The following is a 25,852-nucleotide window of genomic DNA, read 5'->3' as shown; positions in this document are numbered from 1 at the left end:
GAGGGGAAGGGGAGGCGGGACCACCCACGGGGCACTCGGCCATGGGGGGCACCGTAGCGCCCTCCGTGCCTCCGTCATCCACGGCCGCGCGCCGGGTGTCGGGATTCCTTCAACAGAAGAAAGGCCGGCCCCGCGTCGAAGCGGGACCGGCCTTTCGTCACTGCTCAGCGGTGACGACGGTCAGGTGACTACTCGACCGGGCGCACCTGAACCTGCATCACGGTCTGGGCCGCGTTCGTCGAAAGCACTTCGATGATGGTGCCCGTCTTCGGGACCTTCACGCCGCCGTACGGCTGCGTGGCGTACCAGAAGGTGTTCGTGTCGTTGAACACCGGCACCGCGGGCTGCGAGGGGTACTCGTTGCGCGGGAAGCCGTTGGGCTTGAGCGACAGCGCGAAGCTGGGCTCCAGGCCGAACGTCGCGTCGTGCGTCTGCACGCGGCCGGACCAGTAGCGGCCGTCGCTGCGCTGCAGGGGCTGCGGACGCGAGTCGATGGGCAGGATGCGGCCCTCGCCCGGGTGCTGGGACACGTTGTTGTTCGACTGCGAGGTGTCCCAGTAGGTGACCAGCAGGCCGGGGTTGTAGGAGTAGCGCTCCGCCCAGTCATACAGGCCGTCCGCGCTGAAGCCGTAGTTGTACGGGCCCGTGGCCAGCGTCTCGTCGTAGCCGCGGAACTGGCGCCACTCGGCCAGGTAGTAGTTGTCGTAGAGGGTGTTGGTGCCGTCCGTCACGAAGAACGTCGACTTGTCCCACCACTTGTGGCCCCACTCGCCGTCGTCACCGAAGACGTAGGTGTTCTTCGCCCACAGCTGCACGAAGTCCACCAGGAAGCCGCCCTGGAAGTAGGCCGCGTCCGTCTTGTAGCGGATGCGCAGCGTGACCTTCTTGCCCGCGTAGGACGACAGGTCGAACGACAGCGGCACCCAGCCCGTGGACGTGCCGGTGATGCCGTTGCCCAGGTTGTTGCCCCACGGGTTCGTGTCGCGGCTCACCGGGCTGGCCAGGTTGGTGAACGGGCCGCCGTCCACGGAGATGGAGACGTAGGCGTAGTCCCAGTCCTCCTCGATGTCGAACCACGTCTGGAAGGAGAAGGTGATGGGCGTCTTGTTCGGCAGCTTCACCGTCTTCTCGAGCACGCGGTCCAGGTTGTTGCCCTGGCCGCCCTGCCACATGCCCTGGCCTTCGAACGGCGCCGTCGTGGGCTGCAGCACGGGCTTGCCGGGCAGCTTCACCACGAGCGCCTGCTTCGCGTTCTGCGAGGTGAACTCCGAGGGACCCAGCTTGTGGTACGAGTACAGGCCCGCGGACGTGGTGGCGTAGTCCAGCCAGCCCAGCTGCAGCTTGTCCCAGGCGAGGAAGTCACCCGGGCGGCTGCCGATGTCCGTCGTGCCGTCGTTCAGGTACGAACCCGACGACATGATGGTCCAGAAGCCCGTCCCGTTGTCCGCCGCGTTCGTCGTGTCGTAGTGGTCCGGCAGGCCCAGGTCGTGGCCGAACTCGTGCGCGAACACGCCCAGTCCGCCGTTCTCCGGCTGGATGGTGTAGTCGCCCACCCACTTGTCCACGTTCGTCGCGAAGCGCGTGCCGCCGTTCTGGTTGAACGCGGGGCCAATGCCGTCCGCGCTCCCGCCCGTGCTGTACGCGAACCAGCGGTGGCTCCACACGGCGTTGGGGCCCTGCGCGCCGCCGCCGACTTCCTCACCCATGCCGGCGTGGACGATCTGGAAGTGGTCGATGTAGCCGTCCGGCTCGTCGAAGTTGCCGTCGCCGTCGTAGTCATACCGGTCCCACGTGTCGAACGTGTCCAGGTACGCCTTGATCTCCGCGGGCGTCTTGCCGGCGGCGACCTGGCCCTGCGTCCACACCTTGATGGCGTCGCTGATCAGCGGCCACACGGAGTTGGAGCAGCTGGAGCTGCCGCACAGGTTGTTGCCGTAGCGGGCGGCGTTGTACGGCACCTTCACCCACTCGGACACCGTGCCGGACACGGTGTAGCGGCCGGACGACGCGGCCTTGTAGTAGTTCGCCACCGAGTCCACGCCGGGCGTCGCGTCGAAGTAGAGCTTCTCGAAGTGCGCGCGGTCGTAGTTCGGCTGCCAGATGGTGGTGTTGTCCCAGGCCCGGTCCGGGGCCGGAATCTCGTTGTGCAGCGGGCCGGGGATGTTGCCGCCCGGGTTGGTGGCGGGGTTGCCGAACACCGGGTGGATCTGCGTGCCGTACTCCACCAGGATCACGAAGATGCGGTCCGTGCGCTCCAGCTCCAGCTCCACGAACTTGCCGTTGGCCAGCTTCTGCACCTTGCCGGGCTGACCGCGGCCTTCCAGCCGCTGCTGAAGCGCCTGCGCCTTCAGCTCCTTCTGCTGCTCACCCAGACGGTGGGGCAGGTCGTCCGTGATGTCCTCGACGACGGACTTGCGCAGCGACGCGGACGGCGCGGCGATGTCGGGTTGCGGCTTTTCGTACCAGGCGCGCTCCGCGTACGCAGACGGCGCTGCGAGCGTGAGCAGGCCCAGGGCCAGCCAAGACGGGTTCTTCCGCATTGCCACTCCTTCAGGGTCAGGTCAGACATCCCGGCGGGGTCCGGGAGAGCCCACTTTCTAGTGGAAGGTATGGCCTTAATGGAAGACCGGGAGGTTAAATTTTTCCTGCAAGGACGGAGAGAGTCATCCGTCCGCTGGCGGTCGAAAAGCCGAGAATGGGTAGGGGAGGGAGGGGGGCGAAGGACTACGGTGCCGGTCCGTTATGGCGCGTTCACGTCCCGTGGATCCCCCGCTGCGGCGGGATGTCCGGCTCTTGGGCCGGCTCTTGGGTGAGGTGTTGGTGGAACAGGAGGGGCAGGCCCTGTTCGACAAGGAGGAGGAGGTTCGCCTCCTGGCCATCCAGCGCCGTCGTGGGCCGGTGGCCGGACGACGCGCCGCGGCAGCGGAGCTGGCGGCGGTGTTGGGGCGGCTGCCGTCGGAGCAGGTGGAGCCGGTGCTGCGCGCCTTCTCCGTCTACTTCCAGCTGGTGAACCTGGCGGAGCAGCACCACCGCATCCGCCGCGCCCGGGCCCACGCGAGCCCCACCGCCACGCGGCCCCAGAAGGGTTCACTGGAGTCGACGCTGCTCACGCTGAAGGCCGCGGGCCTGAGCGCCGACAAGGTGCGTGAAACGCTGGGGACGCTGAAGGTGACGCTGACCTTCACCGCGCACCCGACCCAGGCGGTGCGCCGGACGCTGCTGGAGAAGCTCTACCGGCTGGCGCAGCTGTTGGAGGAGCGCGACCGGTGCACGCTCACCCCGCGCGAATCCGCCGCGAACCTCACGGCCATGCGCGAGGAGATCACCGCGCTCTGGCAGACGGACGAGCTGCGCCGCGAGCGCCCCACCGTGGGTGACGAGGTGAAGAACGTCCACTGGTACGTGGAGGAGATGCTGGCGGAGCCGGTGGCGAGGCTTCCGGAGGCGCTGGACTGGGCCTTCGAGCGCGCCTACGGCGAACCGCTGGGCGCGCTGGACACGCCCGTGCGCGTGCACTCGTGGGTGGGCGGCGACATGGACGGCAACCCGCTGGTGACGCCGGAGGTGTTCGCGGACACGCTGCGCGCGCACCGCGCCCGCGGACTGCGGCTGCTGTTGCGCGACGTGGAGCGGCTGGGCGGGATGCTGTCGCAGTCGGAGCGGCACGCGCGCCCCACCCAGGAGCTGGAGCGCTCGCTGGAGGAGGACGCGAAGGCGCTGCCGGACGTGGCGAAGCAGCAGGGCCCGCGCACGCTGGGCGAGCCGTGGCGCCGCAAGCTGCGCTTCATGGAGGAGCGGCTGTCGCTGGCGCTGGCGCACGTGCTGGCGCGGCGGGAGGGGCGCGAGTCCACGCTGCCGCCCGAGGCCTACCGTTCGCCGGAGGCGCTGGGGGACGACCTCGCGGTGCTGGAGCGGTCGCTCTTCGCGGCGCGCGCGGAGTACGCGGGCCTGCGCGAGGTGCGCCGCATGTCCGAGCGCGTCCGTGCGCTGGGCCTGGGCCTGGGGGAGCTGGAGGTGCGGGCCCCGGCCGAGGACGCGGTGAGCGCGGCGGCGTTCATCGCCGGAGGCCCTCCGCCCACCGACGGCGGCAAGCGGCTCATGGAGGTGCTGGCCAGGCTGCGCGAAGGCCAGGACGAGGGCGGTGAGTCCGTCTGCCGCACGCTCATCCTGTCCATGGCGTCCACCGCGGACGACGTGCTGGCGGCCTTCCGGTGCCTCAAGCACGCGGGGCTCTGGGACGCGAAGCTCCAGTGCGCGACCGTGGATGTGGCGCCCCTCTTCGAGCAGCTGGGCGCGCTGGACGGCGGGCCGGACGTGCTGCGCCAGCTCTTCGCGCACCCGGAGTACCGCCAGCACCTGAAGGGCCGGGGCGTGCAGGAGGTGATGGTGGGCTACAGCGACTCCGGCAAGGAGGTGGGCCTGCTCGCCGCGAGCGCCGCGCTGTACCGCGCCCAGGTGGCGCTCACCCACGTGGCGGACGAGCACGACGTGCCCCTGCGCCTGTTCCACGGCCGAGGGGAGACGGTGGCGCGCGGCGGCGGCCCCGCCCAGACGGCCATCCTCGCGCTGCCGCCGGGCACGGTGGCCGGGGCCTACAAGGCCACCGAACAGGGCGAGGCGATGGACCACAAGTACGCGCGCCCGGAGCTCACGCAGCGCACGCTGGAGCTGGTGGTGGGCGGCGTGCTGCTGCACACGCTCGACGCGCAGCCGCGCCCGTCCCCGGAGGACGAGTCCGTCTTCCGCGCCGCCTTCGACGAGCTGGCGGAAGCGGGCCGCAAGGCGTACCGCGCGCTCGTCTGGGAGGACCCGCGCTTCGTGGAGTTCTTCATGACGGGCACGCCCGTGGAGGAGATCGCCGCGCTGCCCATCGGCTCGCGCCCCAGCAAGCGCAAGGCGGGCGGACTGGACACGCTGCGCGCCATCCCGTGGAGCTTCGCGTGGACGCAGACGCGCGCCATCCTCCCGGCCTGGTATGGCGTGGGCAGCGCGCTGGAGGCGTACGCGGCGACGCCGGAGGGCGCGGCGCTCCTGCAGCGCATGTACAAGGAGTGGCCCTTCTTCCACACGGTCATCGACAACGTGACCATGGTGCTGGCCAAGACGGACATGGCCATCGCGGCGCGGTACGCGAAGCTCGCCCCCGCGTCCACGCGGCCGTTGTGGCTGCGCATCCAGCAGGAGCACTCGCGCACGCGCCGCGCGATGAAGTCGCTCACCGGGGAGGCGAAGCTGCTGGACAACAACCCGCAGTTGCAGCGGAGCATCGCGCTGCGCAACCCCTACGTGGACCCCATGTCCTTCCTCCAGGTGGAGCTGCTCAAGCGCAAGCGGGACGGGGACGCGGACTGCGACCGGCCGCTCCTCCTGGCGCTCAACGGCATCGCTGCGGGCATGCGGAACACCGGTTAGAGAAGAGACCATGGCCCAGGAGACCTTCGTCGTGGAGGAGATCAACCCCAAGCACGGCTTCGCGCGCGTGCGCCCGGAGACGGGCGACGGGTTGATCCATACCGCCCTCTATCCGGATCCGGAGTTCACCCAGGCGCCGCCCTTCCAGCTGCGCAAGGGGGACCGGGTGACGGGGCTTCGCCGGGGACAGACGCTGTCGGAGGTGTCCTGGCTCACGCGCGTGGAGCCGCCGTGGGAGGAGGTGGAGCGCGTGGCGGAGCTGCTCGCGCTCCTGGAGCGCTGGGAGATCCGCATCCCCCAGGAGGCGCGCGTCCTGGCCGAGCACGCCTGGCGCGAAAGCAAGGAGGACCCGCTGCGCGACGAGCTCCAGGCACAGCTGCCCACCTTCTTCGACCTGGAGGGCGCCCATCCCTTCGAGGACCCGTCGCTGCTGGAGCGGCTGTCCGCCGCCATGCAGCCGTACCTGCCGGGCTTCGCCATCCAGCCGGTGCAGGGCCAGCCCGCGGTGCGCGTGGAGCCCGGCGCCGTGGAGGTCCAGGCAGGGGTGGGGAGCTGGGACGTGCCCCAGCCCACCTTCGCCCCGATGATCGCGGAGGTGAACGCGCGGCTCGCCGCCGCCGGAGCCCCCGTGCGCTGGGTGCCCACGCGCGAGGACTGGATGCTCGCGCCCCCCGCGCTGGCCGCGCTCCTCCAGAAGCACGGCCTGCTGGAGCCCACCGCGCCCCCAGCGTGACGGAAACCGGCCTCCCGCCGCGCTGTGTCACAAGACGGTGGGAGGTCAAAGCATTGTTTGATACAGGACGGAGACACCCATGGGTCTCCGTCAGCTCGCGTCCCTCCTCCTTGGTTTCTTCGTCCTCGCCGCGTCCGCCTGTGGGCCCGAACCCGAACGGCGGCTGAGCGAGGCCGAGCTTCCGGCGCCCTCTCCGCTGTCCGTCACCATCGGCGGGCAGGAGCCGGACACGCACCGGCTGTTCGGCACGGTGGTGAGCGACGCCAGCGCGGCCCGGGTGGAGGTGTTCGAGGACGGGCGCTTCCTGGGCCGTGCCGACGTGGACGGCGGCCGCTGGAGCCTGCCCTGGTGGCCGGGCCGGCGCGCGCTGGCGGTGGAGGTGGTGGCGCGCGACAGGCTGGGCTCCGAGGCGCGGGCCCGCGTCGACTTCCAGCACCTGACGTTCGACGCACGGCCCGGGCTCTACCAGCCGGAGACGCTGCTGGCGTTGCCCACGGCTCGAGGCGTGCGGACGTACTTCACCCGGGACGGCTCCACGCCCACGCCCGCGTCGGCGCTCTACACCGGTCCCATCGCGCTGCTGGCGCGCTCCTCGCCTCCGGTGAAGTGGTCCTTCGTCCCCACGACGGCGCCCCTCGCCGCCGAAGGCTCGCGGTGGCTCGCGCCGGTGGAGGAGCCGCCCCAGGCCGCGGTGGTGCGCTACCGGCAGTATTCGGGCACGGTGCCGGTGGGCCCGGTGCGCACGCGCACGTTCCTCATTGGCCGGGCGCCGTACACGCTGCCGGTGCTGTCGCTCGTCACGGACGCGGCGAACTTCTTCGACCCGGCGACGGGCATCTACGTCCCCGGCCTCCTGTCCGAGGCAAGCCCCGACGACCCGGGCGCGGGCAACTACATGCAGGACGGCAAGGAGTGGGAGCGGCCCGTCCACGCGGAGTGGTTCGAGTCCTCCGGTGCGCGCGTGCTCGCGCAGGACGCGGGCGTGCGCATCCACGGCTCTGGCAGCGCGGTGCTGCCGCAGAAGAGCCTGCGGCTGTACGCGAAGGAGGACTACGGCCCGAAGACGTTCGCGGGGCCGCTGTTCCCGGGCTCGGCGGTGACGGAGTTCACGCGGCTGCTGGTGCGCACGTCCGGGCAGGATCAGGGCATGACGAAGCTGCGGGACTGCGTGCTGCAGCGGCTGCTGGCGGAGACGCGGCTGGCGCTCCAGCCGTGCCGTCCCGCGCTCGTGTTCCTCGACGGTGAGTACTGGGGCCTGCACGAGCTGCGCGAGCGCTACGATGAGTACTACCTCGCGTCGCACTACGGCGTGGACCGCAAGAAGGCGGTCATCCTGGAGCGCTTCGGCGAACTGGACGTGGGGGAGGAGGGCGACGAGCAGCCCTACCTGGACCTCATCGACTTCGTGCGGACGCACGACCTGTCAGTGCCCGAGCACTACGCCTGGGTGCGAACGCAAATCGACGTGGACGACTTCATCGACTACCAGGTCGCGCAGCTCTACCTGGGCAACGAGGACTGGCCGGAGAACAACGTGAAGTTCTGGCGGCTGCGCACGAAGCAGACCGCGCCGGACGCGCCCTACGGGCAGGACGGCCGCTGGCGCTGGCTCGTGTACGACCTGGACTTCGCCCTGCGCTCCGGCCCTGCCTTCGACAGCCTGGGGCGCGTGCTGGAGGATCCGTCGCTGGAGGCCTGGTCCGTCGTGCTGCTGCGGGGGCTGCTCCAGGCGCCGGAGTTCAAGGCCCGCTTCGTCGAGCGCTTCCGCTGGCACATCGAGCACACCTTCGCCGAGGAGCGGGTGGCGGCGTCCCTGGACGCGGCGGTGGAGGAACTGGCGCCGGAGATGCCCGGCCAGGTGGCGCGCTGGGGCCAGCCGTCCTCCGTGGAGGCGTGGACCTGGCACCTCCAGGACCTGCGGGAGACGCTGCGTCAGCGGCCGGCGTTCATGCGCCAGTCCCTCGAACAGCACCTGGGGGCGCCGTAGCCACGCGCCCCCGGACGACGCCGGTCAGTAGCCGTAGGACCCGCTGCGCACGTCCACGAGCCGGCCGTCGCGGAAGATGGCGACCTGCATGAGGCGGTGGGGCCCGAAGTTGTAGGTCCACTCCTCCACCGTGGTCGAGGCCGTGACCTCCGTGGAGTCCTCCTCGGTGGGCGTCTTCGCCTTGACCTTCCGGGACACGTACTCCGTCTTGCTTTCCTTCGACACGGGCTCGCCGCACTTGGCCAGCGCGTCCGTCTTGGAGGCGCCTTCCGACACGAGCTTGTTGTCGCAGCGCAGCGCGGACGCATGAACGAGCGAGGGCAGGGCGAGGCAGGCGACGACGAGGGCGGCGGGAAGGGCGCGCATGGGGAAGCTCCGGGAGTTGTGAAAGATGGGGAACGCCGCCTGGACGCGGCGGCCCCGAAACTATTCAAACCCCTCGTGTGCTTTCCATCCGGGCAGGCGCTACAGGCCGCCCTTCGCCTTGAGGACCCGCACCACTTCGTTCGCCATGAGGCGGTGGCCCGCGGCGTTCGGGTGGATGCCGTCCTGCTCCAGGCCCTCCAGGAAGAGGTCCACGTTGCCCGGCGGGTGCATCACCGACTCCAGGTCGATGACGTCCGCGCGCGTGAGGCCGCGGATCCACGCGTTGAACTCGTGGCGCTGCGCCATCATCAGCGCGACGTCGCCGCCTTCCGAGCCCATCTTCTCCTTGGGCAGCAGGGTGCTCACCCACAGCCGGCACATGGGCTGGAGTTGATCCAACAGCTGCGTCATCCGCTGCTGCAGCTTCGGCACCGTCATGCCCTCCGCGGCCAGATCGTTGACGCCCAGCAGGACGATGCAGTCGGTGACGCCCTTCAGCGGGAGCACCTCTTGCGGCAGCTGGAGGTTCGCGTCCCAGAAGCCCTGCCCGGACGCACCGGAGTTCACCACCGGCACGCCAAGCTGCTTCTGCACCAGGAACGACCACGCGTTGCGCGTGTCATTCCGGGTGTCCATGTAGCCCTCGGTGATGCTGTCCCCGATGGTCACGAAGGCCCGGCCCGGTGTGCCTTCCACGTCCAAAGTCGCCACCCCCGTGGCGAACTCCCAGGCCTGGCCGCCCAGCGCGCCCTGCGCCGTCGCGTAGGCGCCGGTCCTCATCCAGCTGTCCGGGAACGCCTGGATGCGGCTCTGGCCCAGCGCCCCCTTCACCTCGAAGGAGATGGCCACCTCGTCGCCGAAGGCCACCGGGAAAGAAACCGGATCCGACGTCACCAGCGTGCGCGTGCCCGTGGTGAAGCCCGCGTTGCCGCCAAAGGTGAGCGCCACCGGCGTGGACGCCAGCGCGCCGCCGGCGCCAGCCTTCGCCACCGTGGCCCGCTGCAGCGTCAGTCCGCCGTCGCCGGAGCGGAAGGTGACGCGCACGCGGCTGCCCGCGCGCCCCACCGGCACCTTCATCCGGTACGTGGTGAAGCTGCCCACGGCGGTCGACTCCCGCAGCGCCTGGTGGAAGCCGGGCTGGAACTGGACGGGCAGGGGCGCCACGGGCGGCGTGGCCTGCACCTGGTGCCCGTCATGCAGCGTCAGCGTGGGCGCGGCCTCCACGGCATCCGCGGGCGCGGTGACCTCCGCGTCCGAGCGTCCGGGCCCGAAGGAATCCTCCGGCGCGCCGCCGTCGTCCATGCCCCCACACCCCGCCAGCAGGACCAGGGCCCCGAAACCTCCCCAGCGCAGCGCCTTGCTCAGACCCATGCCCACGACCTCCCGGCGCAAGACAATGTGCACGATGTGCCTTCGCGGCGACCCGGGGATTCATGTCGCGCGCCAAACCCCGCGGGCCGTGAATACCTTCACGCCGGGAACGGACGGCGCAGGGCTCCTCCCACGAGGTGGCGGGCCGGGCCCCTGGAGGACCCGCGCGCTCGCCACCCCTGGCCGGGATGCTTCCTTCCGTGGGCAATCCGTTGCCTACGGGACGCAGGCGCCCACGTCGCCGTTGTTGTTGATGGGCCGGCAGGCCACGCCGTTCGCGCACCCCGGCGAACCCGAGGGCGTGCGGCACAGCGTCCGGCACGTGCCGCTGCCGCCGGTCACCACGCAGGTGCTGCCCCGTGAACACTGGTTGCTGAACTCACACGCGGCGCCTTCGCCCAGCGCCCCCTGTCCCGCGCACACCGGGCCGTTGGCGGCCGGGTAGCAGCCCAGCGGGCTTTCGCAGTCCTGCGCGAACGCATCGCACGACGCGGACGCGGGGCCACACACCAGCGGCAGCTCGTTCGTGCCGGCCAGGCGCAGCACGGTGTTGCACTCGCCGGAGCCGCAGTCGGACGTCGCGTGGCACAACTTGCGGCAGAAGAACCCCGTGCCGCCGTCGCCCTGCGTCTCGTCCTTGCAGTAGAGGCCCGCCGCGCACGTGTCATACGTCTGTCCCGGAGGCGACTCGGCCAGCGTGCACGGCGCGCCCTCCGTGGCGGTGCCCGCCGCGACGCACTGACGCTGCGTGGCTCCACCATCCAGCCCCACGTAGGTGCACCGCTGGCCGGACGGACAGTCCTGGCGGACCACGTCGCACGTGCCCGAGAAGCATTGGCTGCCCGTGCCTCCGTCCGCGAGGTCCGTGTACAGACAGCCCTGGCCCGCGGCGCAGCCCTCCTGCTTCATCACGTTGCAGTCGAAGTCGGAGTTTCCGCCGCCACCGCCGTCACCAGCATCGACAGTCCCGGAATCACCGGCATCTGTCCCGGAATCCTGGGTAGTGCCCGCATCCGTTGGCGGGCGGACAGTTTCGCCGTCATCGCAGCCCGCCACCCACAGCCCGAGCATCAGGGCTCCACCCAACAACACGAGACGTGCACTCATCCGGAAACTCCTGGCGTCGAAGTAGCCTGGGACTTACACGAGCCGTTCCGTCGTCCGGGGGCCCTTGAACCGGGCCTGGAAACCAGCCGACACTTCCGGTCCGAGAACCGAGGGGGTCAGGGTGCGCATGAACACGAAGTTGGATGGGCCGGTGGAGCCAGACCCGTACTTGAACCGCCGCGCCGAGGAGCGCGTGGCGGCGCGGTTCGAAGTGCGCTTCGAGCAGGCGGAGGACGCGGCGCGAGCGCTGCGGGCCTACTCGCTGAACCTGTCCGCCGGTGGACTCTGCCTGCGCACGCGCAAGTCCTACGACGTGGGCGCGCAGGTGCGGCTGGCCATGGTGGTGGACGGCGAGGAGTTCCACCTCACCGGCATCGTGGCCTGGGTGCGCGACGAGGCGGAGGCCATCGGCGTGCGCTTCATCGACGTGAGCGAAGAGGACCACGAGCGCCTGCGCCGCGTCATCGCGAGCTTCAAGCGCTGAAGACGCCACACCCGCGAAAGGGCCCGGGCGGCACGCCGGGCCCTCGCGGCACCTTCCGCTAGCGCTGGGTCTCGTACTCCGCGTGGCGGAACACCCCGGAGTCACCTTCCACGTACCCGCACGCCCGGTAGAAGGCGCGCGTCTCGTCGGTGACGTTGATGGGGGCGATGAGCTGGAGCTGCTTCACGCTCAGCACCTTGCCGCGCTGGGCCACCTGCGCGAGCAGCGCGCGGCCCACGCCCCGGCGGCGCCAGCCCTCGGACACGACGAGCTCGTCCACGGTGGCCACGCGCCCGCGCAGCCGAAGCTGCGGCCGGTGGGAGAAGGACACCATGCCCACCGCGCGGTCCTGGGGATCCCCCGCGACGAAGATTTCAATCTCCGGATGGCTGATGACCCAGTGCACCGTCTGCTGATCGGTACCCTGGGGGTAGCCCAGCTCGCGCAGCAGCTGGGCCATGACCTCGGCGTCACCACGACGCGCGCGGCGGATGCGGAAGGCGTTGGCGTCTGGGGCGGGGGTCATGGTGCGGACGATGGGCTGGGACACGGAAGTTGGGATTCTAACGACACGGCCGCCGGCCTCCAAAGAGGAACGGCGGCCCCTGTGGCTTTCTGCGGTGTGGGTGGAACGCGGGCGGCCTTAAGGCTGCTCGTGGCAGAGGTTGCGCAGCGCGGTGGTGACGTCGTTCTGCTGCGGCACGGACGCCATCTCCAGCGCGTCCGCCAGGCCGATGCCCGGAATGAACTTGCCGGCGACCAGCCGGGGCGGCGCGAGCAGCGAGTAGAACAGCTCCTCCACGGTGCGCCGGACCAGGTGCTCGCCGAAGTTCGTCACCTCCGTGTCCTCGTTGACGAAGAGCACGCGGCCCGTCTTCTGGACGGAGGCCTTGATGAGCTCCCAGTCATACGGCCAGAGCGAGCGCAGGTCGATGACCTCCACGCTGAGGCCCTCCTCCGCCAGCTGCACCGCGGCCTTGGTGCACAGGGGCATCGTGCGGCCGTAGCTGATGACGGTGGCCTGGGTGCCCTCGCGCACCACCTTGCCCTTGCCAATGGGGATGGCGAACGCCTCCAGCGTGGGCCACTGGGGCTTCCACTGGGAGCGGTCACCCAGCGGCGCGTCGATCATCTTCGACAGCGCGCGGTCGTCGTCGGGCTCGCCGGGGATGCGCTCGTCGCCCTTCACGCGCAGGAGCGCCTTGGGCTCCAGGAACATGACGGGGTTGGGGTCCTGGCAGGCGGAGATGAGCAGGCCGTACGCGTCCAGCGGCGTGGAGGGCATGACCACCTTCCAGCCGGGGATGTGCGTCATCGTCGCGTCGAAGGAGTGCGAGTGGTACAGCGATCCGCGGATGCCGCTGCCCACGGGCGTGCGCACCACCATGGGCACGGCCCAGTCACCGTTCGTGGACCAGTGCGTGTTGCCCACGAGCTTGAGCAGGTCGATGGTGTTGTAGATGTAGTCGCAGAACTGGATCTCCGCGACGGGGCGGTTGCCCGCCATCGCCAGGCCCATGGCCGTGCCGATGATGCCGCGCTCGTCCAGGGGGCTGTTCCACGCCGTCTTCAGCCCTTGCGTGCAGGTGAAGACGCCGCCCAGCGGGGCGCCCACGTCCTCGCCGAAGATGTCGGTGACGCCCAGGTTCTCTTCCGCGTAGTGCAGGGCCATGCGGATGGCCTGTGCCATGTTCGCCATGGTTATTTCTTCTCCGCGTAGATGTGTTCCCAGATGGTGTCGCCGGAGGGCTGCGGCTCGTCACGCACGGTGCGCGCGGCGGCGGCCAGCTCCTCCGAGTACCGGGTGCGAGCCTCTTCCATCTGCTCGCGGCTGAGGACGCCTTCCTGCTCCAGCCGCGCCTCGAACAGGCGCAGGCAGTCCTGCTCCTCGTTCACGAAGTTGGCGCCGGACGCGGACGAGTGCCCGTACAGGCGCGACACGCGAGCCTCGATGAAGAAGGGCTTGCGCTCCTTGCGCACGTACTCCATCGCGGCCTGGAGCTCCTGGTAGGACTCCACCGGATCATTGCCGTTGATGGTCTTCGCCTGGATGTTGAAGGCGCGCGCGCGGTCGCTGATGTTCGTCTCGCCGTGCTGGCCGTCCGAAGTGGTGGAGATGCCCCACTTGTTGTTGGTGACGATGATCAGGATGGGCAGCGGGTTGGCCGGGCGGCTGCTCCAGATGAGGCAGCTGGCGAAATCGCCCTCGGCCGTGCCCGCGTCGCCGCCGGTGACGATGGTGATGCCGTCGCCGCCGTGGCGCTTCTGGGCCATGGCCGTGCCCGGCGCGATGGCGTACTGCACCTCGATGGGGGAGGTGACCGGGGCGATGTTCTTCGAGCGCCGGCTGAAGTGGCCCGCGAAGTTGCGGCCGCCGGAGTAGGGGTCCGTGGCCGTGTTCTTCATCTGCCGCAGCGCCCCGATGGGCTCCTCGCCCATGGCGAGCAGCGTCGCGGACTGGCGGTAGTGCGCGTGCAGGTAGTCGTAGGCCGGGCCCTCGCCCACCTTCATCAGCATGCCCAGGGGGACGTTGAACGCCTCCTCACCGGGGCCGCCAATCCAGAAGTAGCCGTGGCCCTGCTTGTACATCTGGATCAGGCGCTCCTCCAGGACGCGCGCCTTCACCATCAGGTCGTGGATGCGGATGAGCTGCTCTCGGGCGAGCGAAAGCGGCGCGGAGTTTTCTTTGATCAACCGGGGCCGTGACACGCGCGGAGGACCTCGAAGGGGAAAGAAAGGGACGCCCCTATACTCCGAACGCGGCCTCCCGACTCAAGGACCCTGATGTCACAGGTGTTCGCCGCCACCGTTTGGGCCCCCGGGTGGCGCGACGCGGCAATGAGCGGAACTCATCCATGCCGCATGACGTGCTGCTTCCCGGGCACGGGGAGACACGTCCGTGACGCCTGATCGCACGGCCGCTGGGGGGCCGGGAGGAGGGGCGTCCCCCGGGAATACGTCGATAGGTGGACTCCTCGCGTCAATCAGGAAGTGAGATACAGTCCGCCCCGCCCCGACCGCGTCCCCACGCGGACTCCCCCAGGTCTGCCTTTGTCCCGTACGAATCCGCGCCTCGACCCCGTCCCTGATTCCCCTGACGCGTCCGACGACGCGGCGCCCGGGACCCCGCCTCCTCCCCCGGAGTACACGGGCACGCACTCCCGGGAGCTCACCGCCCTGCGCGGGGAGAACACGGCCACCCGGCTGACGGGCGCGCTGGGGGTGCCGGCCACGGAGCCCACGAGCACGGTCATCGCGCCCATGGAGGCCGGAGAGCTGCCCAACGTGGCGGCCATCCGCGGGCTGCGGTTGGATCAGCTGCTGCTGCTCACCACGGGCGCGCTGGTCATCGTCATCGTGGGCCTGCTGGCCGCGCTGTCGGCGAAGACGACGGAGGCGCAGCTCACCGCGACGTCGGACCGCTTCACCCAGCGGCTCCAGTCCCAGGCGCGCGAACTGGGCCAGACGGTGAGCCACACGCTGGCGCTCACCTCCGCCACCAGCCTGCGCGACAACAACTACGCGTTCCTCACGGAAGTGGCGCGCTCCATCATCGCGGACAACCGCAACATCCTGCGCGTGCAGATGTTCGACGCGGACGGGCAGCTCGTCGCGGACAGCGACCCGGCCGCGAAGCTGGGGGAGTCCTCCGGAGGCCGCACCGCGGAGCGCCGCTGGGCCAGCGCCTTCTTCCAGGGCCAGCCCGTCTTCGAGTTCCAGGAGCCGCTCGACTACGGCTCGCAGGGCGGCAAGGGCGTGGTCGTCATCAGCTACTCGCTGGAGGACCTGCAGAAGCAGCTGCACGAACTGGAGGAGGCCAACCGCGCCGCGGTGCGCGCCAACACGCTGCGCATCGTGGGATTGGGTGTGGGCTTCGTGGTGCTCGCGGGCGTGCTGGCCGCCTTCCAGAGCCGCCGCATCACCAAGCCGCTGGGCGTCCTCACCCACCGCGTGATGCAGCTGGCCGCCGGTGACCTGGGGGCCCGCGCGGGCACGGCGCCGGGCGCGGGCCGTGAGGTGACGACGCTGGGCGTGGTGTTCAACCACATGGCGGAGCGCATCAAGGTCCTGCTGGAGGACGTGCGCGCCAAGGCGCAACTGGAGCGCGAGGTGTCGCTCGCGCGCACGGTGCAGGAGACGCTGCTCCCGGGCCGCGAGGCCGTGACGGTGGGCCCGCTGCGGCTCGCCGGGCTGGTGGTGCCCGCGGACGCGTGCGGCGGCGACTGGTGGTTCCGAGCCGCGCTGGATGACCGGCGCGTCGTCATCGGCATCGGGGACGTGACGGGCCACGGTCTGTCCACGTCGCTGGTCGCCACCAGCGCCACCAGCGGCTTCGCCTCCGCGATGACGCTGCGCGAGCCGTCGCAGGTGCACGCGCAGATGCTGATCACCGCGCTCAACGTGACGCTGGCCAACGTGGGCCGGGGCGAGCACCAGATGTCCAGCGCGCTCGCGGTCATCGACGTGTACAACGGCCAGATCGACTACGCGGCGGGCGCCCACCCGGCGGCGGCCATCTACAACCGGAACACGCGGCAGATGGCGTCGCTGCCCGCGCGCGGCCCGCTGCTGGGCGCGAACGTCGCGTCGCAGTTCACGTCGCGCCAGGCGGTGCTGAGCCCCGGTGACATCATCGTCTGGTACACGGACGGCCTCACCGAGGCGCGCGACGGGGCCAACCGGCTCTACGGCACGCAGCGCCTGGCCGCCGCGCTCCAGACCCACGCCCACCTTCCCGCCGACGCCCTCCGCGACGCGCTCCTCGCGGACGTGCGCGCGTACAGCGCCGGCCAGCCCCAGCGCGACGACATCACCGTCATCGTCGCCGAATTCAGCCCCGCCCCCTCGCCGTGACGAACCGCATGCGCCCATTCATCCGTCCCCCGCGCCGCGTCTCCACCGCGCTCGTCCTGCTGGCCACCCTGGCCGGTCCGCCGACGGCGCTCGCCCAGTTCCGCCCGCCGCCCGCCACCGAGGCGCAGCGCATGACGGAGCAGGGTGATCAGGCGCTCGTTTCCGCCAACGCCGCCGCCTCCAAGGGCGACAAGAAGGAGGCGGAGGAGAAGTTCAAGAAGGCGCTCCAGCTCTACGACCAGGCGCTCACGCAGGAGCCGCAGTCCGTCGCGGCGGCCACGGGCCTGGGCAGCGCCGCCAACGCGCTCCAGGACTTCCAGCGCACGGTGACGCGCCTGGCGCCGGTGTTCGCGCAGAACCCGTCGGACCTGTCGCTCGCGTATCCGCTGGGCACGGCGTACTTCAAGCTGCGCCGCTTCCAGGAAGCCGTGCCGGTGCTGGAGCAGGTGGCCGCCGCGGATCAGCCGGACCACCTCATCGTCCACTACTACCTGGCCAGCTACTACCTCTACGTCCAGGACGGGAACCGCGCCGTGACGCGGCTGCAGCGCTACCTGGTGCTGCGCCCGGAGAAGCTGGCGGGCAACGACTTCCAGATCCACGAGCTGCTGGGCAAGGCGCACCTGCTCCGCCGGGACGCTGCCGCCGCGCGCGCCTCCTTCGAGAAGGCGCAGGCCGGCCGGGCCGAGTCCGCGACCGCGCAGATTGGCCTGGCCGCCGTGCTGGAGATGGAAGGCCACGTGCCGGAGTCCCGCGCGCTCCTGGAGCGGCTGGTGACGAAGTTCCCGCAGGTGGCGGAGCCGAAGGAGCGCCTCGCGCGCCTGTACCTCGCCGCGGGCGACGTGCCGCGCGCGGACATCCAGGCCACCGCCCTGATGAAGTTGGGCGCCACGCCCGCCGCGCACCTCTTGCTGGGTGACGTGCGGCTCGCGCAGAAGCAGCCCGCGCAGGCGGAAGCGGAGTTCCGCAAGGTGCTGGAGCTGCAGCCGGGCCTGCTGCTGGGACAGATCGCCGTGGGCAAGGCGCTCCAGGCGCAGGCGCGCCACGAGGAGGCCATCCAGTTCCTGGAGTCGGCGGTGAAGTCGGGCGGCGGCAGCCTGGAGCTGTGGGCGACGCTCGGCTCCGTCAACCGCCGCGCCGGCCGCTACCAGCGCGCGGTGGAGGTGCACCGGCGCGTGGTGGAGATGTCCCCGCGCCAGGCGCTGGGTCACATGCTGCTGGGCGCGGATCACTTCGCCACCGGCCAGTGGGATCAGGCCATCGAGGACTACGGCAGCGCGCTCCAGGTCGAACCCGGCCACCCCGGCGCGAAGCAGTGGCTGGCCCGGGCGCTGGCCCACCGCGCGCGGGACCGCGCCGGCACGCAGCGCCTGGACGACGCCGTGCGCGACCTGCGCCGCGCGTATGACCTGGACCGCTCCGTGGCCATGGCCCGCCGCCTGGGCGCGGCGCTCCTGGACAGCCACCAGTTCGCGGAGGCCCGCAAGGTGATGGAGGGCGCGGTGACGCTGCCGGGCGCGACCTGGCGTGAACACCTGCTGCTGGGCTACTCGCGGCTGGGCAGTGGCGACGCGCAGGCCGCGCTCGCCGCCTTCACCCAGTCCGGCGAGGCCACGCAGGAGCCGGATCAGCGCGCGGAAGCGTCCGCGGGCGCCGCGCTCGCGGAGGTGGAGCTGGGCCAGGTGGACGCCGCCGTGCAGCGGCTGACGGACGCGGGGCCCTCCAAGACGGCCTCGAAGGTGGCGGAGGCGAACCTGCCTCGCGTGCTGGTGCGCCGGGCCCTGGCGAAGCTGGAGGCCGGAGACGCGGTTTCGGCGAACCGGGACCTGGACGCGGTGGACCGCCTGGGCACCGGCAAGCGCGCGGACCTGGCGAAGCTGGCCGCCTTCGCCCGGGCGCTCACGCGCGCGGAAGAGGGGAAGTTCGCGGAGGCCTCCGCGGGCCTCAAGCGCTCCCTCACCCCGGCGCCAGATTGGGCGTGGCCCAACACGCGCTCGCTCGCGGACGCGTGGGTGCTCTACCGCCAGGGCAAGGTCGCGCCCTCGCGCAAGCTGCTCACCGCCGCGCAGAAGAAGCCCATGCCCGGGCAGCCGAAGTGGATGGGCAGCCTCACCGGCGCGCTGCTCCGCCGCGAGGCGGCGCTCGCGTACGCCTCCGGCAACATGAAGGCGTCGGAGAAGGCGCTGAAGGCCGCGCTCACCGCGACGCCCGACGACGCGCTGGTGCAGCACAACCTGGCGTGCGTGGACTGGCGCCAGGGGGAGACGGCCTCCGCGCTCACGACGTGGAAGCGCCTGGAGCCGGTCGTGGCCGTCGCCTCGCTCAACATGGGCATCGACGCGCAGGAGCGCCGGCATGAACCCGCCGAGGCGGTGGACGCTTGGCGCCGCTACCTGGCCGCTGGCGCGGGCCCCCGCGCCGCCCAGGTGCGTGAATGGAAGGACCGCCTGCAGGGCCTCTATGGACTGGGTGACGCACAGGGCGTCGCGCCGGCCACCGGGGTCGCGGAGGAGACGCCGTGAAGACGCCATCTTGTGTCGTGCGGTGGAGCGTCCTGCTCGCCGCCGTGCTGTTCGCCGCCGTCCCCGCGTCCGCCGCGCCGAAGAAGGCCACGCTGGGCGTGTTCCTCGCCACCACGCTGTCGGACGGCCAGGAGCGCTTCCAGTACGCGGAGGCCCTGGCCCAGAAGCTGGAGGCCAGCCTGGGCCGCCCCGTCGCCGCCAAGAGCTTCGGCCGCTACGAGGACTTCTCCAAGGCGGTGGGGGAGGGGCAGATCGACTTCGCCGTGGTGGACGGCTGGGCCGCGGTGCAGCTGGGCTCCAAGGCGGAGCCGGTGGCGTACGCGCCGCGCTCCGGTGAGACGCAGCAGCGCTGGGCCATCATCTCCACCCAGAAGGGCACCGTGAAGGACCTCGCCGGCAAGCGCATGGCGCTGGTCAAGGGCGCGGGCCCCGCGGATCCGAAGTTCGTCTCCAACGTCGTGCTGGGCGGCGACCTGGATGCCCAGAAGCACTTCAAGCTGGTGCCGGTGCCCAACGTGGAGTCGGCGGTGAAGATGCTGGAGGCCAAGGGCGCGGAGGCCGCGCTCGTGCCGGTGGCGCACGTCCCCAAGGACATGCGGGTGCTCTTCAAGAGCGCCCGGGTGCCGGGCGCGGTGCTGGTGGACCTGAAGGGCGGGGGGGACGCGTTGTCCCAGTCCCTGTCCTCCGTGGGTGCGGTCGCCCCGTTCGACGCCTTCGCCCGCATCCAGGGCCGCGAGTTCGAGGACTTCCGCAAGCTCGTCACCCAGGGCCCCCCGCGCCGTCAGCCCGTCTTCGCGGACACCCCCGACCTGCGGGTGGAGACGCCGGTGCTCGTGCAGTCCGAGTCGCTGGGTCCCGCCCTGCCGCCGTTCGCGGACGACCTGGCCGTCTCCGCGGAACAGCCGGATGACTGATTGCGCCGTGGGCTGATCCGCGCACGGCGCGCACGGTGTTGCCGCCACCGTGCGCGTGATTTGCCTGGATCGACAGCCATGACTTGGCCTTAGGCGAGTTATTGCGGTAGTTTGAGAAGTCGAGCGGAACGCCACCGTTCAGGGGTGGAAACTCGCCCCTGTGGACGATTGCCAGTCGCACCGGCTCTGGATCCTGGCGCAACGACCGCGGACATCCCTGCTTCCCCTCGTGGAATTGAGAACGATGGACTCGACTGAGTACGGTGGGCCGCGCACCAGCGCGGTGAAGGGGTTTGCCGGTCGGCTGGGCGCTCGCGCGTGTCTCACGCTGGTGGTCTGCGCCCTGTCCCTGTTCACGGTGGAAACGGCCCGGGCCCAGGAGGCCCAGGAGCCGGCTCCCAAGACGCGGACGAAGGCCGCCCGCAAGCGCGCGGCCACGACACCTGGCGCGAAGGCCACCGCTCCGGGCGCGAAGCCTGCCACGCCGGGGACGAAGCCTCCGCGCACGGCGAAGACGCGCCGGGGAGCGAAGACGCCCCCGCCGGTGGAGCCGGATCCCATTCCGGGAGATGAGCCCTCGTCGCAGGAACCGGCGATCGCCACCGAGCCGCCGTCCGCGCCTCCGGCCCCGGTGGCCGGGCCTGGCCCGGGGCCGTCCGTGGCGGATCCTCTGCCCGTGGCCTCGCCCGGGACGCCTTCCTCGACGTCGCCCTATGACGGGCCGCTGACGTCCGACATCCCGTCCAACCCTCCGCCCGCGCCGGGCCTGGGCTCGAGCGCGGTGCTGCCGTCGTCGCAGCCGCGCCCGGCCGACAACGTTCCGGACCGCGCGCCCTTCACGGAGCCCACGTCGGACCGCGCGCTGCCTCCGCCCTCCAGCCTCTCCGGCCTGGACGGCCCGGACCTGGGCGGCGGCGACGACCTGGAGAAGAACATCAACATGGCGCTGAGCGAGGCCGTCGTCACCACGGCGTCCAAGCGCAGCCAGCGCATCTCCGACGTGCCCCTCACCGTGTCGTGGATCCCGGCGGAGGAACTGGAGGGCACCGGCCAGTTCTCGCTCTGCGAGGCCATCCAGTACTTCCCCGGCATGGAGTGCCGCCGCGGTTCCATGCGCAAGGCGGCGGTGAGCGCGCGCGGCCTGGGCTCCAACTACCTGTCCAACCGACTCCTGCTCCTCAAGGACGGCCGTCCGCTGACGGACCCCTGGACGGGCCAGTTCTACGCGGATGAGACGACGCCGCTCACGAACCTCAAGCAGGTGGAAGTGATCCGCGGCCCGGGCTCTTCGCTCTACGGCTCCAACGCCTTCAGCGGCGTCATCAACATCATCGAGCGCCAGCCCTCGGACCTCATCGCCAAGGGCCAGAACGTGGGCGCCGACGCGCGCATCCTCGCGGGCCAGGACAAGACGTGGCGCCTGCAGACCAACGTCGCCGGCCGCGGCGGCCCGGTGGAGGCGCTGCTCGGCTACTACGGCTTCGGCTCGGACGGCCCGCAGCTCTTCAACAACCCGCAGCTGAACCAGACGGACACCAACGAGGACTCGCTGGTGCACCAGGTGAACGGCAAGGTCCGCGTGGGGCCGCTCGCGCTGGACGCGGACTTCACCGACGGCAACATCGGCCGGCCCGGTGGCCAGAACATCTCCACCGTGGGCAACTGCGGCCGCTGCCACTACACCGCGCAGGACAACGAGCACGTCCAGAACCTGAACGCCGCCCTGCAGCTGGATCAGCAGGTGACGGACAACGTGCGCGTGTTCGCCCAGGCCTACACGTTCTTCAAGCGCCGCAACGTGACGCTGGAGAACGAAATCACCGGCGCGCTGGAGGACACGCTGGGCAAGCGCAGCCGCCTGGGCGGTGAGGCGCGCGCGCTGTTCTCCCTGGACAAGCTGTCCGTCACCGTGGGCGGCGACGTGAAGGCCGACCAGGTGAACAACCAGAACGTCCTCCCGGGCCTGACCCTGGACGACACGAAGCAGACCATCCTGGGCGGCTTCGTGGACGCGGAGTACCGCATCACGGAGCGGCTGGTGGTGGGCGGTGGCGCCCGCTACGACAGCTACCAGATCCCCTCGAAGGTCTGGGAGGCGAAGACGGATCAGGTGTCCCCGCGCGCCAGCGTCGTGTTCCACGCCATCCCGGAGCTGCTCACGCTGCGCACCAACTACGGCCGCGCCTTCCGCGCGCCCACGCTGGCGGAGTTGGCCATCAACCAGCAGATGTACGCCGCGACGCTGTTGGGCAACCCGGCCCTGCGCGCGGAGACGCTGGACACGGTGGAAGCGGCGGTGGACTTCTGGCCCTTCGACCGCAAGGTGCGCCTGACGGGCACGGGCTTCTACAACCGCGCCCGCAACTTCATCAATCAGGAGCTCCTCTTCGGCTCCACGTCCCAGTTCAAGAACCTGGGCGACGCGCGCGTGGTGGGCTTCGAGGCGGAAGCGGCGGCCCAGGTGCCGTCCCTCAACTCCTCGTTCGACGTGGCCTACCAGTTCCTGGACGCCCAGGCGCTGCCCGTGGGCGGCGCGGCCAGCTACCCGCTGGACTACGCTCCCAGCCACCGCGTCTACCTGCGCGGCCGCACCAACATCGGCAAGTTCGCCTTCGTGGAGCTCTACGGCCTGCTCGTGGGCCCGCGCTTCGACCCGGGCTTCGCGGTGGACGAGGAGGCCGGCACCACCACCCGCGTGAAGCTGCCCAGCTACATCACCGCGACCGCGCGTGTGGGCTTCAACGTCCACGAGCGCGTGGCCGTCTCGCTGCTGGGGACGAACCTCTTCAACGCGAAGTACGAAGAGTCCCACGGCTTCCCCGCCCCGCCGCTGGGTGTCTTCACCGAAGTCCGGCTGCATTATTAGGGCCCTGTTTGGATACCGTCGCCGCCGTGAAGGATGCTCCCCTGAAGTTGACGCCTGACACGACGCTCACGCCGGAGGCGCTGGAAAAGGCCTCCGGAGTGCTGGCCCGGGACGGCCTGTTGTTGGGGCGCGGTGACGACGCGGCGCCGCACCTGGTGCTGTTCGACGGCCGGTTCACCCCCGCCCACGCGGAGCTCCTGGAGCGGCGCCCCCCGGCGCTGCTCCTGGCCACGCGCGGTGAGGGCGGCCAGCCGTCCGCCTGGGAGGCGCGGTTGCTCAGCGCGCTCCTGCGCGGCGAACCCATGATTCCCCGGGAAGCCGCCACGTCCGTCGCGTGGCTGGGCAGCGTGGCGGAGGTGACGGCCGCGGGCGAGCGCGCGGCCGAGGCCGTCCTCCAGGCTGGCGGATCCAAATCCGCGGCCAGCCGGGTGGCGGATGTCGTCCATGAGATTGGTGTGAACGCACTGCTCGACGCGCCGGTGGACGCGAGCGGCGAGCCGAAGTACGCCCATCGGCGCGGACAGGTGCAGTCGGTGGCGGAAGAGGATCGCTGCCTGCTGTCCTGGGCGGTGGCGGATGGCAGGGCGTGGCTGGAGGCGACGGATCGCTTCGGCCGCCTGTCGGTGTCACCGTTGGTGCGGGTGGTGAAGGCGTGGGGTGAGAAGGCGCAGGTGGATGCTTCGGGTGGTGGCGCGGGCCTGGGTCTGCGGCGCATCCTGGAGCACAGCGACGCGGTCGCGGTGCGGGTGACTCCGGGGAAGCGGACCCAGTTCGCCTGCGCGGTGGACCTGGGGGATGCGCGCCGCCGGGCCGCGCAGCCCAAGTCGCTGCTGTTCTGTCTGGAACGAGGGTAGGCGGGTGGAGAGCCAAACTTCCAATGCCAGCATCACCTCCCTGCGCGTGGGCAGTCTGACCCACGTGCGCGTGGCCGGGGTGATCGACGAAACCTTCCCCCTCTCGCCGTCGTCCAAGGGCCTCCAGGGCCTGGTGGTGGTGGACCTGGGGCTGGTGGAGCGGATCAGCTCCTTCGGCGTGCGCCGGTGGATCGAATTCGCCGGCCACCCGCCGCAGGGCGTGTCGGGGCTGTACGTCGTCAACGCACCGCCGGTGGTGGTGGATCAGCTCAACATGGTGGAGGGCTTCGCGGGCGTCGCGCGCGTGCTCTCGCTGCTCGCGCCGTACACCTGCCGCTTCTGCAAGGAGGACCGGCTGCGGCTGGTCCGCCTGGTGGAGGAGGCCAAGATTGTCGAGGCGGGCGGTGCCCCGCCGCATCACTGCCCCGTGTGTGCCCAGCCGCTGGAGTTCGCGGACGAGCCCACGGAGTTCTTCGACTTCGCGCGCCGCCAGCAGTTCTCCGCGGTGGACCCGGCCGTGCTGCGCTACCTGCGCGCGGGCCTCCCGTCGGAGACGTCGGAACTCTCCTCGCACCTGAAGATCGTCCAGGACGACATCACCTTCATCACCCTGGCCAGCACGCTCAAGGGCGACCTGAACGTGCGCCGGCTGGCGTCCGGTCTGGAGGGGCGCGTCGCGTTCGACTGCTGCCACGTGAGCGTGGTGGAGCCGGAAGCGCTGCCGCGCATCGAACAGGTGCTGGAGGTGGCGGCGCAGGGCGCCCAGGTGGTGCTCTGCCGCGTGCCGCCGCCGCTGCTCAGCGTGCTGGCGAAGTCCACCAAGGCGCTGCCGGCGAAGCTGGCCACGCTGTGGCTGCCGTGCGACTGCCGCAACTGCGGTCAGGTCACCCACCAGCGCATCCAGACCTCCGAATACCTGGAGGTCCTGCGCGCCAAGGGCACCCTGGACCGCGTGTGCCCCGTCTGCGGCGGCAACGCCCGGGCTCCGGCGCTGGCGCAGTTCCAGGGGCTGCTCGCGCGCACGCCGCTCACCGACAAGCCGCTGGACGACATCGAGGCGCTGGAGCAGCGCGCGCTCAGCCAGTACCTCTTCGGCTCCACCAACGCGGACCCTGGTGCGCGCGGCACGTCGCCCACGGACGTGCACGGCGGCAGCGCGCGGCTGCAGATCATCCGCCGGCTGGGGCAGGGCGGCATGGCGGAGGTCTTCCTCGCCAAGCAGCAGGGCGTGAAGGGCTTCGAGAAGTTCGTCGTGATGAAGAAGATTCTCGCGCAGTTCGCTGAGAATCCTGAGTTCGTCGACATGCTCTTCGCGGAGGCCCGCGCCAACGCGCGCCTCACGCACCCGAACATCGTCCAGACCTTCGACGTGGGCGTGACGGACGGCGTGGCGTACATCCTGATGGAGTACGTGCGCGGCCCGGACCTGAAGCGCCTGCTCACGGAGCTGCGCCGCAAGGGCATGGCGCTGCCGCTGGAGCACGCGCTGCGCATCGTGGCGGAGGTGGCCGCGGGCCTGCACTACGCGCACAGCTACGTGGATCCGTCCGGCACGGCGCACCCGGTGGTCCACCGCGACGTCAGCCCCCACAACGTGCTGGTGTCGCTGGACGGCGCCATCAAGCTGTCGGACTTCGGCATCGCGAAGGTGCAGGGCGAGGAACAGACGCAGGCGGGCGTCATCAAGGGGAAGATTTCGTACCTCTCCCCGGAGGCCGCCAGCGGCCGCCCGCTGGACTGGCGCAACGACGTGTTCGCGCTGGGCGTGGTGCTCTTCGAACTGCTCACCGGCCAGCTGCCGTTCCGCCGGGACCACGACGCGGCCACGCTCGCGGCCATCGTGCGCGAGCCCGCGCCGGTGCCCTCGCAGCTGCGGCCCCACATCCCGCAGGACGTGTCGGACCTCATCCTGCGCGCGCTGGTGAAGGACCCGGCGCGCCGTACTCCTACCGCGGCGGCGATGCGCGAGGAGATTGAAGCCGTCATCACGCACCACCGGCTGTCCTCGTCGCCCGCGTCGGTGGCGCAGTTCTTCAAGGAGGCGCTGGGCGACCGGCTCTCCGAGTACGCGCCGTCGTCCATCGCCGGCTCGGGGACGGGCTCCAACCCCCGGGCGCTGATGCCGGGGACGGGCTCGCACTCGCGCAACCTGGGCACGGGTTCCGGCAGCGACATGCGGGCCCCGTCGGACCTGTCCCGGCCGCCCGTGCGCGGCGGTTCCGGCAGCATGCCCCGGATGGAGCCGCCCCCGGTGGCCACCCATCCGGAGCCCGCCGATCGCGGGACCGAGGTCGTCTCCGTCACCTCCGACCCGACGCGTCCCCCCGCCGCGCCTCCGATGGCACCGCCCGGCGCGGTGCATCCGGCAGCCCCGCCCGTGGC

The 25,852-nt window shown here is 71.0% G+C and carries 17 protein-coding genes; 10 read left to right on the top strand and 7 right to left on the bottom strand.

Annotated elements, in window-relative coordinates; all coding sequences use genetic code 11:
- Nucleotides 1–188: 188 nt before the first annotated feature.
- Complete coding sequence (locus D7X32_RS29295; protein ID WP_120605859.1) at nt 189–2,540, bottom strand: immune inhibitor A domain-containing protein; 2,352 nt, start codon at nt 2,538–2,540, stop codon at nt 189–191.
- Between the two features lie 202 nt (nt 2,541–2,742).
- Here D7X32_RS29295 and D7X32_RS29290 point away from each other — a divergent pair, with 202 nt between their 5' ends.
- The 3 genes from D7X32_RS29290 (at nt 2,743) to D7X32_RS29280 (ending at nt 8,132) form a co-directional block, all read left to right on the top strand.
- Nucleotides 2,743–5,412 carry a phosphoenolpyruvate carboxylase gene (locus tag D7X32_RS29290; RefSeq protein ID WP_120605858.1) on the top strand — a complete coding sequence of 890 codons (2,670 nt, stop codon included), beginning with the start codon at nt 2,743–2,745 and terminating at the stop codon, nt 5,410–5,412.
- A 10-nt stretch (nt 5,413–5,422) separates the two neighbouring features.
- Nucleotides 5,423–6,145, top strand: a complete 723-nt coding sequence (locus tag D7X32_RS29285; protein WP_120605857.1) for a hypothetical protein — start codon at nt 5,423–5,425, stop codon at nt 6,143–6,145.
- A gap of 79 nt (nt 6,146–6,224) precedes the next feature.
- A complete protein-coding gene (locus D7X32_RS29280) occupies nt 6,225–8,132 on the top strand; it encodes a CotH kinase family protein (RefSeq protein ID WP_120605856.1) in 1,908 nt (635 codons plus the stop codon).
- Nucleotides 8,133–8,156: 24 nt separating this feature from the next.
- Here D7X32_RS29280 and D7X32_RS29275 read toward each other — a convergent pair whose 3' ends face one another.
- The 3 genes from D7X32_RS29275 to D7X32_RS29265 all read right to left on the bottom strand — a co-directional run bounded on the left by D7X32_RS29275 (nt 8,157) and on the right by D7X32_RS29265 (nt 10,976).
- Entirely contained in the window at nt 8,157–8,498 is a 342-nt protein-coding gene (locus D7X32_RS29275) for a DUF2845 domain-containing protein (RefSeq protein WP_120605855.1), read from the bottom strand.
- Between the two features lie 99 nt (nt 8,499–8,597).
- On the bottom strand, nt 8,598–9,869 hold the full coding sequence (locus D7X32_RS29270) for an SGNH/GDSL hydrolase family protein (RefSeq protein WP_120605861.1): 1,272 nt from the start codon (nt 9,867–9,869) through the stop codon (nt 8,598–8,600).
- Between the two features lie 216 nt (nt 9,870–10,085).
- A complete protein-coding gene (locus D7X32_RS29265) occupies nt 10,086–10,976 on the bottom strand; it encodes a hypothetical protein (protein WP_167506527.1) in 891 nt (296 codons plus the stop codon).
- Between the two features lie 127 nt (nt 10,977–11,103).
- Here D7X32_RS29265 and D7X32_RS29260 point away from each other — a divergent pair, with 127 nt between their 5' ends.
- Nucleotides 11,104–11,460, top strand: a complete 357-nt coding sequence (locus D7X32_RS29260; protein ID WP_120605853.1) for a TIGR02266 family protein — start codon at nt 11,104–11,106, stop codon at nt 11,458–11,460.
- Nucleotides 11,461–11,518: 58 nt separating this feature from the next.
- Here D7X32_RS29260 and D7X32_RS29255 read toward each other — a convergent pair whose 3' ends face one another.
- The 3 genes from D7X32_RS29255 to D7X32_RS29245 form a co-directional block, all read right to left on the bottom strand.
- Nucleotides 11,519–12,010, bottom strand: coding sequence for a GNAT family N-acetyltransferase (locus tag D7X32_RS29255; RefSeq protein WP_120605852.1), 492 nt, complete (start codon nt 12,008–12,010; stop codon nt 11,519–11,521).
- Between the two features lie 93 nt (nt 12,011–12,103).
- On the bottom strand, nt 12,104–13,159 hold the full coding sequence (locus tag D7X32_RS29250) for an alpha-ketoacid dehydrogenase subunit beta (RefSeq protein WP_120605851.1): 1,056 nt from the start codon (nt 13,157–13,159) through the stop codon (nt 12,104–12,106).
- Between the two features lie 2 nt (nt 13,160–13,161).
- A complete protein-coding gene (locus D7X32_RS29245; protein WP_120605850.1) occupies nt 13,162–14,169 on the bottom strand; it encodes a thiamine pyrophosphate-dependent dehydrogenase E1 component subunit alpha in 1,008 nt (335 codons plus the stop codon).
- A 342-nt stretch (nt 14,170–14,511) separates the two neighbouring features.
- Between D7X32_RS29245 and D7X32_RS29240 the strand changes: the two genes are divergently transcribed.
- The 6 genes from D7X32_RS29240 to D7X32_RS29215 form a co-directional block, all read left to right on the top strand.
- A complete protein-coding gene (locus D7X32_RS29240) occupies nt 14,512–16,314 on the top strand; it encodes a PP2C family protein-serine/threonine phosphatase (protein WP_120605849.1) in 1,803 nt (600 codons plus the stop codon).
- An 8-nt stretch (nt 16,315–16,322) separates the two neighbouring features.
- Entirely contained in the window at nt 16,323–18,836 is a 2,514-nt protein-coding gene (locus D7X32_RS29235) for a tetratricopeptide repeat protein (protein ID WP_120605860.1), read from the top strand.
- The gene (locus D7X32_RS29230) at nt 18,833–19,750 is read left to right on the top strand and encodes a PhnD/SsuA/transferrin family substrate-binding protein (protein WP_171449319.1); all 918 of its coding nucleotides are present in this window, start codon (nt 18,833–18,835) and stop codon (nt 19,748–19,750) included. Before D7X32_RS29235 ends, D7X32_RS29230 begins: the two co-directional genes overlap by 4 nt.
- A gap of 244 nt (nt 19,751–19,994) precedes the next feature.
- The gene (locus D7X32_RS29225) at nt 19,995–22,616 is read left to right on the top strand and encodes a TonB-dependent receptor plug domain-containing protein (protein ID WP_120605847.1); all 2,622 of its coding nucleotides are present in this window, start codon (nt 19,995–19,997) and stop codon (nt 22,614–22,616) included.
- Nucleotides 22,617–22,663: 47 nt separating this feature from the next.
- Nucleotides 22,664–23,470, top strand: coding sequence for a hypothetical protein (locus D7X32_RS29220; RefSeq protein WP_244239249.1), 807 nt, complete (start codon nt 22,664–22,666; stop codon nt 23,468–23,470).
- 4 nt (nt 23,471–23,474) lie between these two features.
- The coding region (locus D7X32_RS29215) for a serine/threonine-protein kinase (protein WP_244239248.1) at nt 23,475–25,852 on the top strand (2,378 nt) is incomplete at its 3' end.

The organism is Corallococcus carmarthensis (assembly GCF_003611695.1).
GTDB classification, from domain to species: domain Bacteria; phylum Myxococcota; class Myxococcia; order Myxococcales; family Myxococcaceae; genus Corallococcus; species Corallococcus carmarthensis.
Note: the sequence above shows the minus strand (reverse complement) of the source record. Positions and strands in the feature narration are given on the sequence as shown.

Coding starts and splice junctions, on each gene's coding strand:
- D7X32_RS29285 (WP_120605857.1), top strand. CDS start 5,423: ATGGCCCAGGAGACCTTCGTCGTGGAGGAGATCAACCCCAAGCACGGC.
- D7X32_RS29225 (WP_120605847.1), top strand. CDS start 19,995: ATGGACTCGACTGAGTACGGTGGGCCGCGCACCAGCGCGGTGAAGGGG.
- D7X32_RS29270 (WP_120605861.1), bottom strand. CDS start 9,869: ATGGGTCTGAGCAAGGCGCTGCGCTGGGGAGGTTTCGGGGCCCTGGTC.
- D7X32_RS29280 (WP_120605856.1), top strand. CDS start 6,225: ATGGGTCTCCGTCAGCTCGCGTCCCTCCTCCTTGGTTTCTTCGTCCTC.
- D7X32_RS29250 (WP_120605851.1), bottom strand. CDS start 13,159: ATGGCGAACATGGCACAGGCCATCCGCATGGCCCTGCACTACGCGGAA.
- D7X32_RS29235 (WP_120605860.1), top strand. CDS start 16,323: ATGCGCCCATTCATCCGTCCCCCGCGCCGCGTCTCCACCGCGCTCGTC.
- D7X32_RS29290 (WP_120605858.1), top strand. CDS start 2,743: ATGGCGCGTTCACGTCCCGTGGATCCCCCGCTGCGGCGGGATGTCCGG.
- D7X32_RS29260 (WP_120605853.1), top strand. CDS start 11,104: ATGAACACGAAGTTGGATGGGCCGGTGGAGCCAGACCCGTACTTGAAC.
- D7X32_RS29275 (WP_120605855.1), bottom strand. CDS start 8,498: ATGCGCGCCCTTCCCGCCGCCCTCGTCGTCGCCTGCCTCGCCCTGCCC.
- D7X32_RS29265 (WP_167506527.1), bottom strand. CDS start 10,976: ATGAGTGCACGTCTCGTGTTGTTGGGTGGAGCCCTGATGCTCGGGCTG.
- D7X32_RS29295 (WP_120605859.1), bottom strand. CDS start 2,540: ATGCGGAAGAACCCGTCTTGGCTGGCCCTGGGCCTGCTCACGCTCGCA.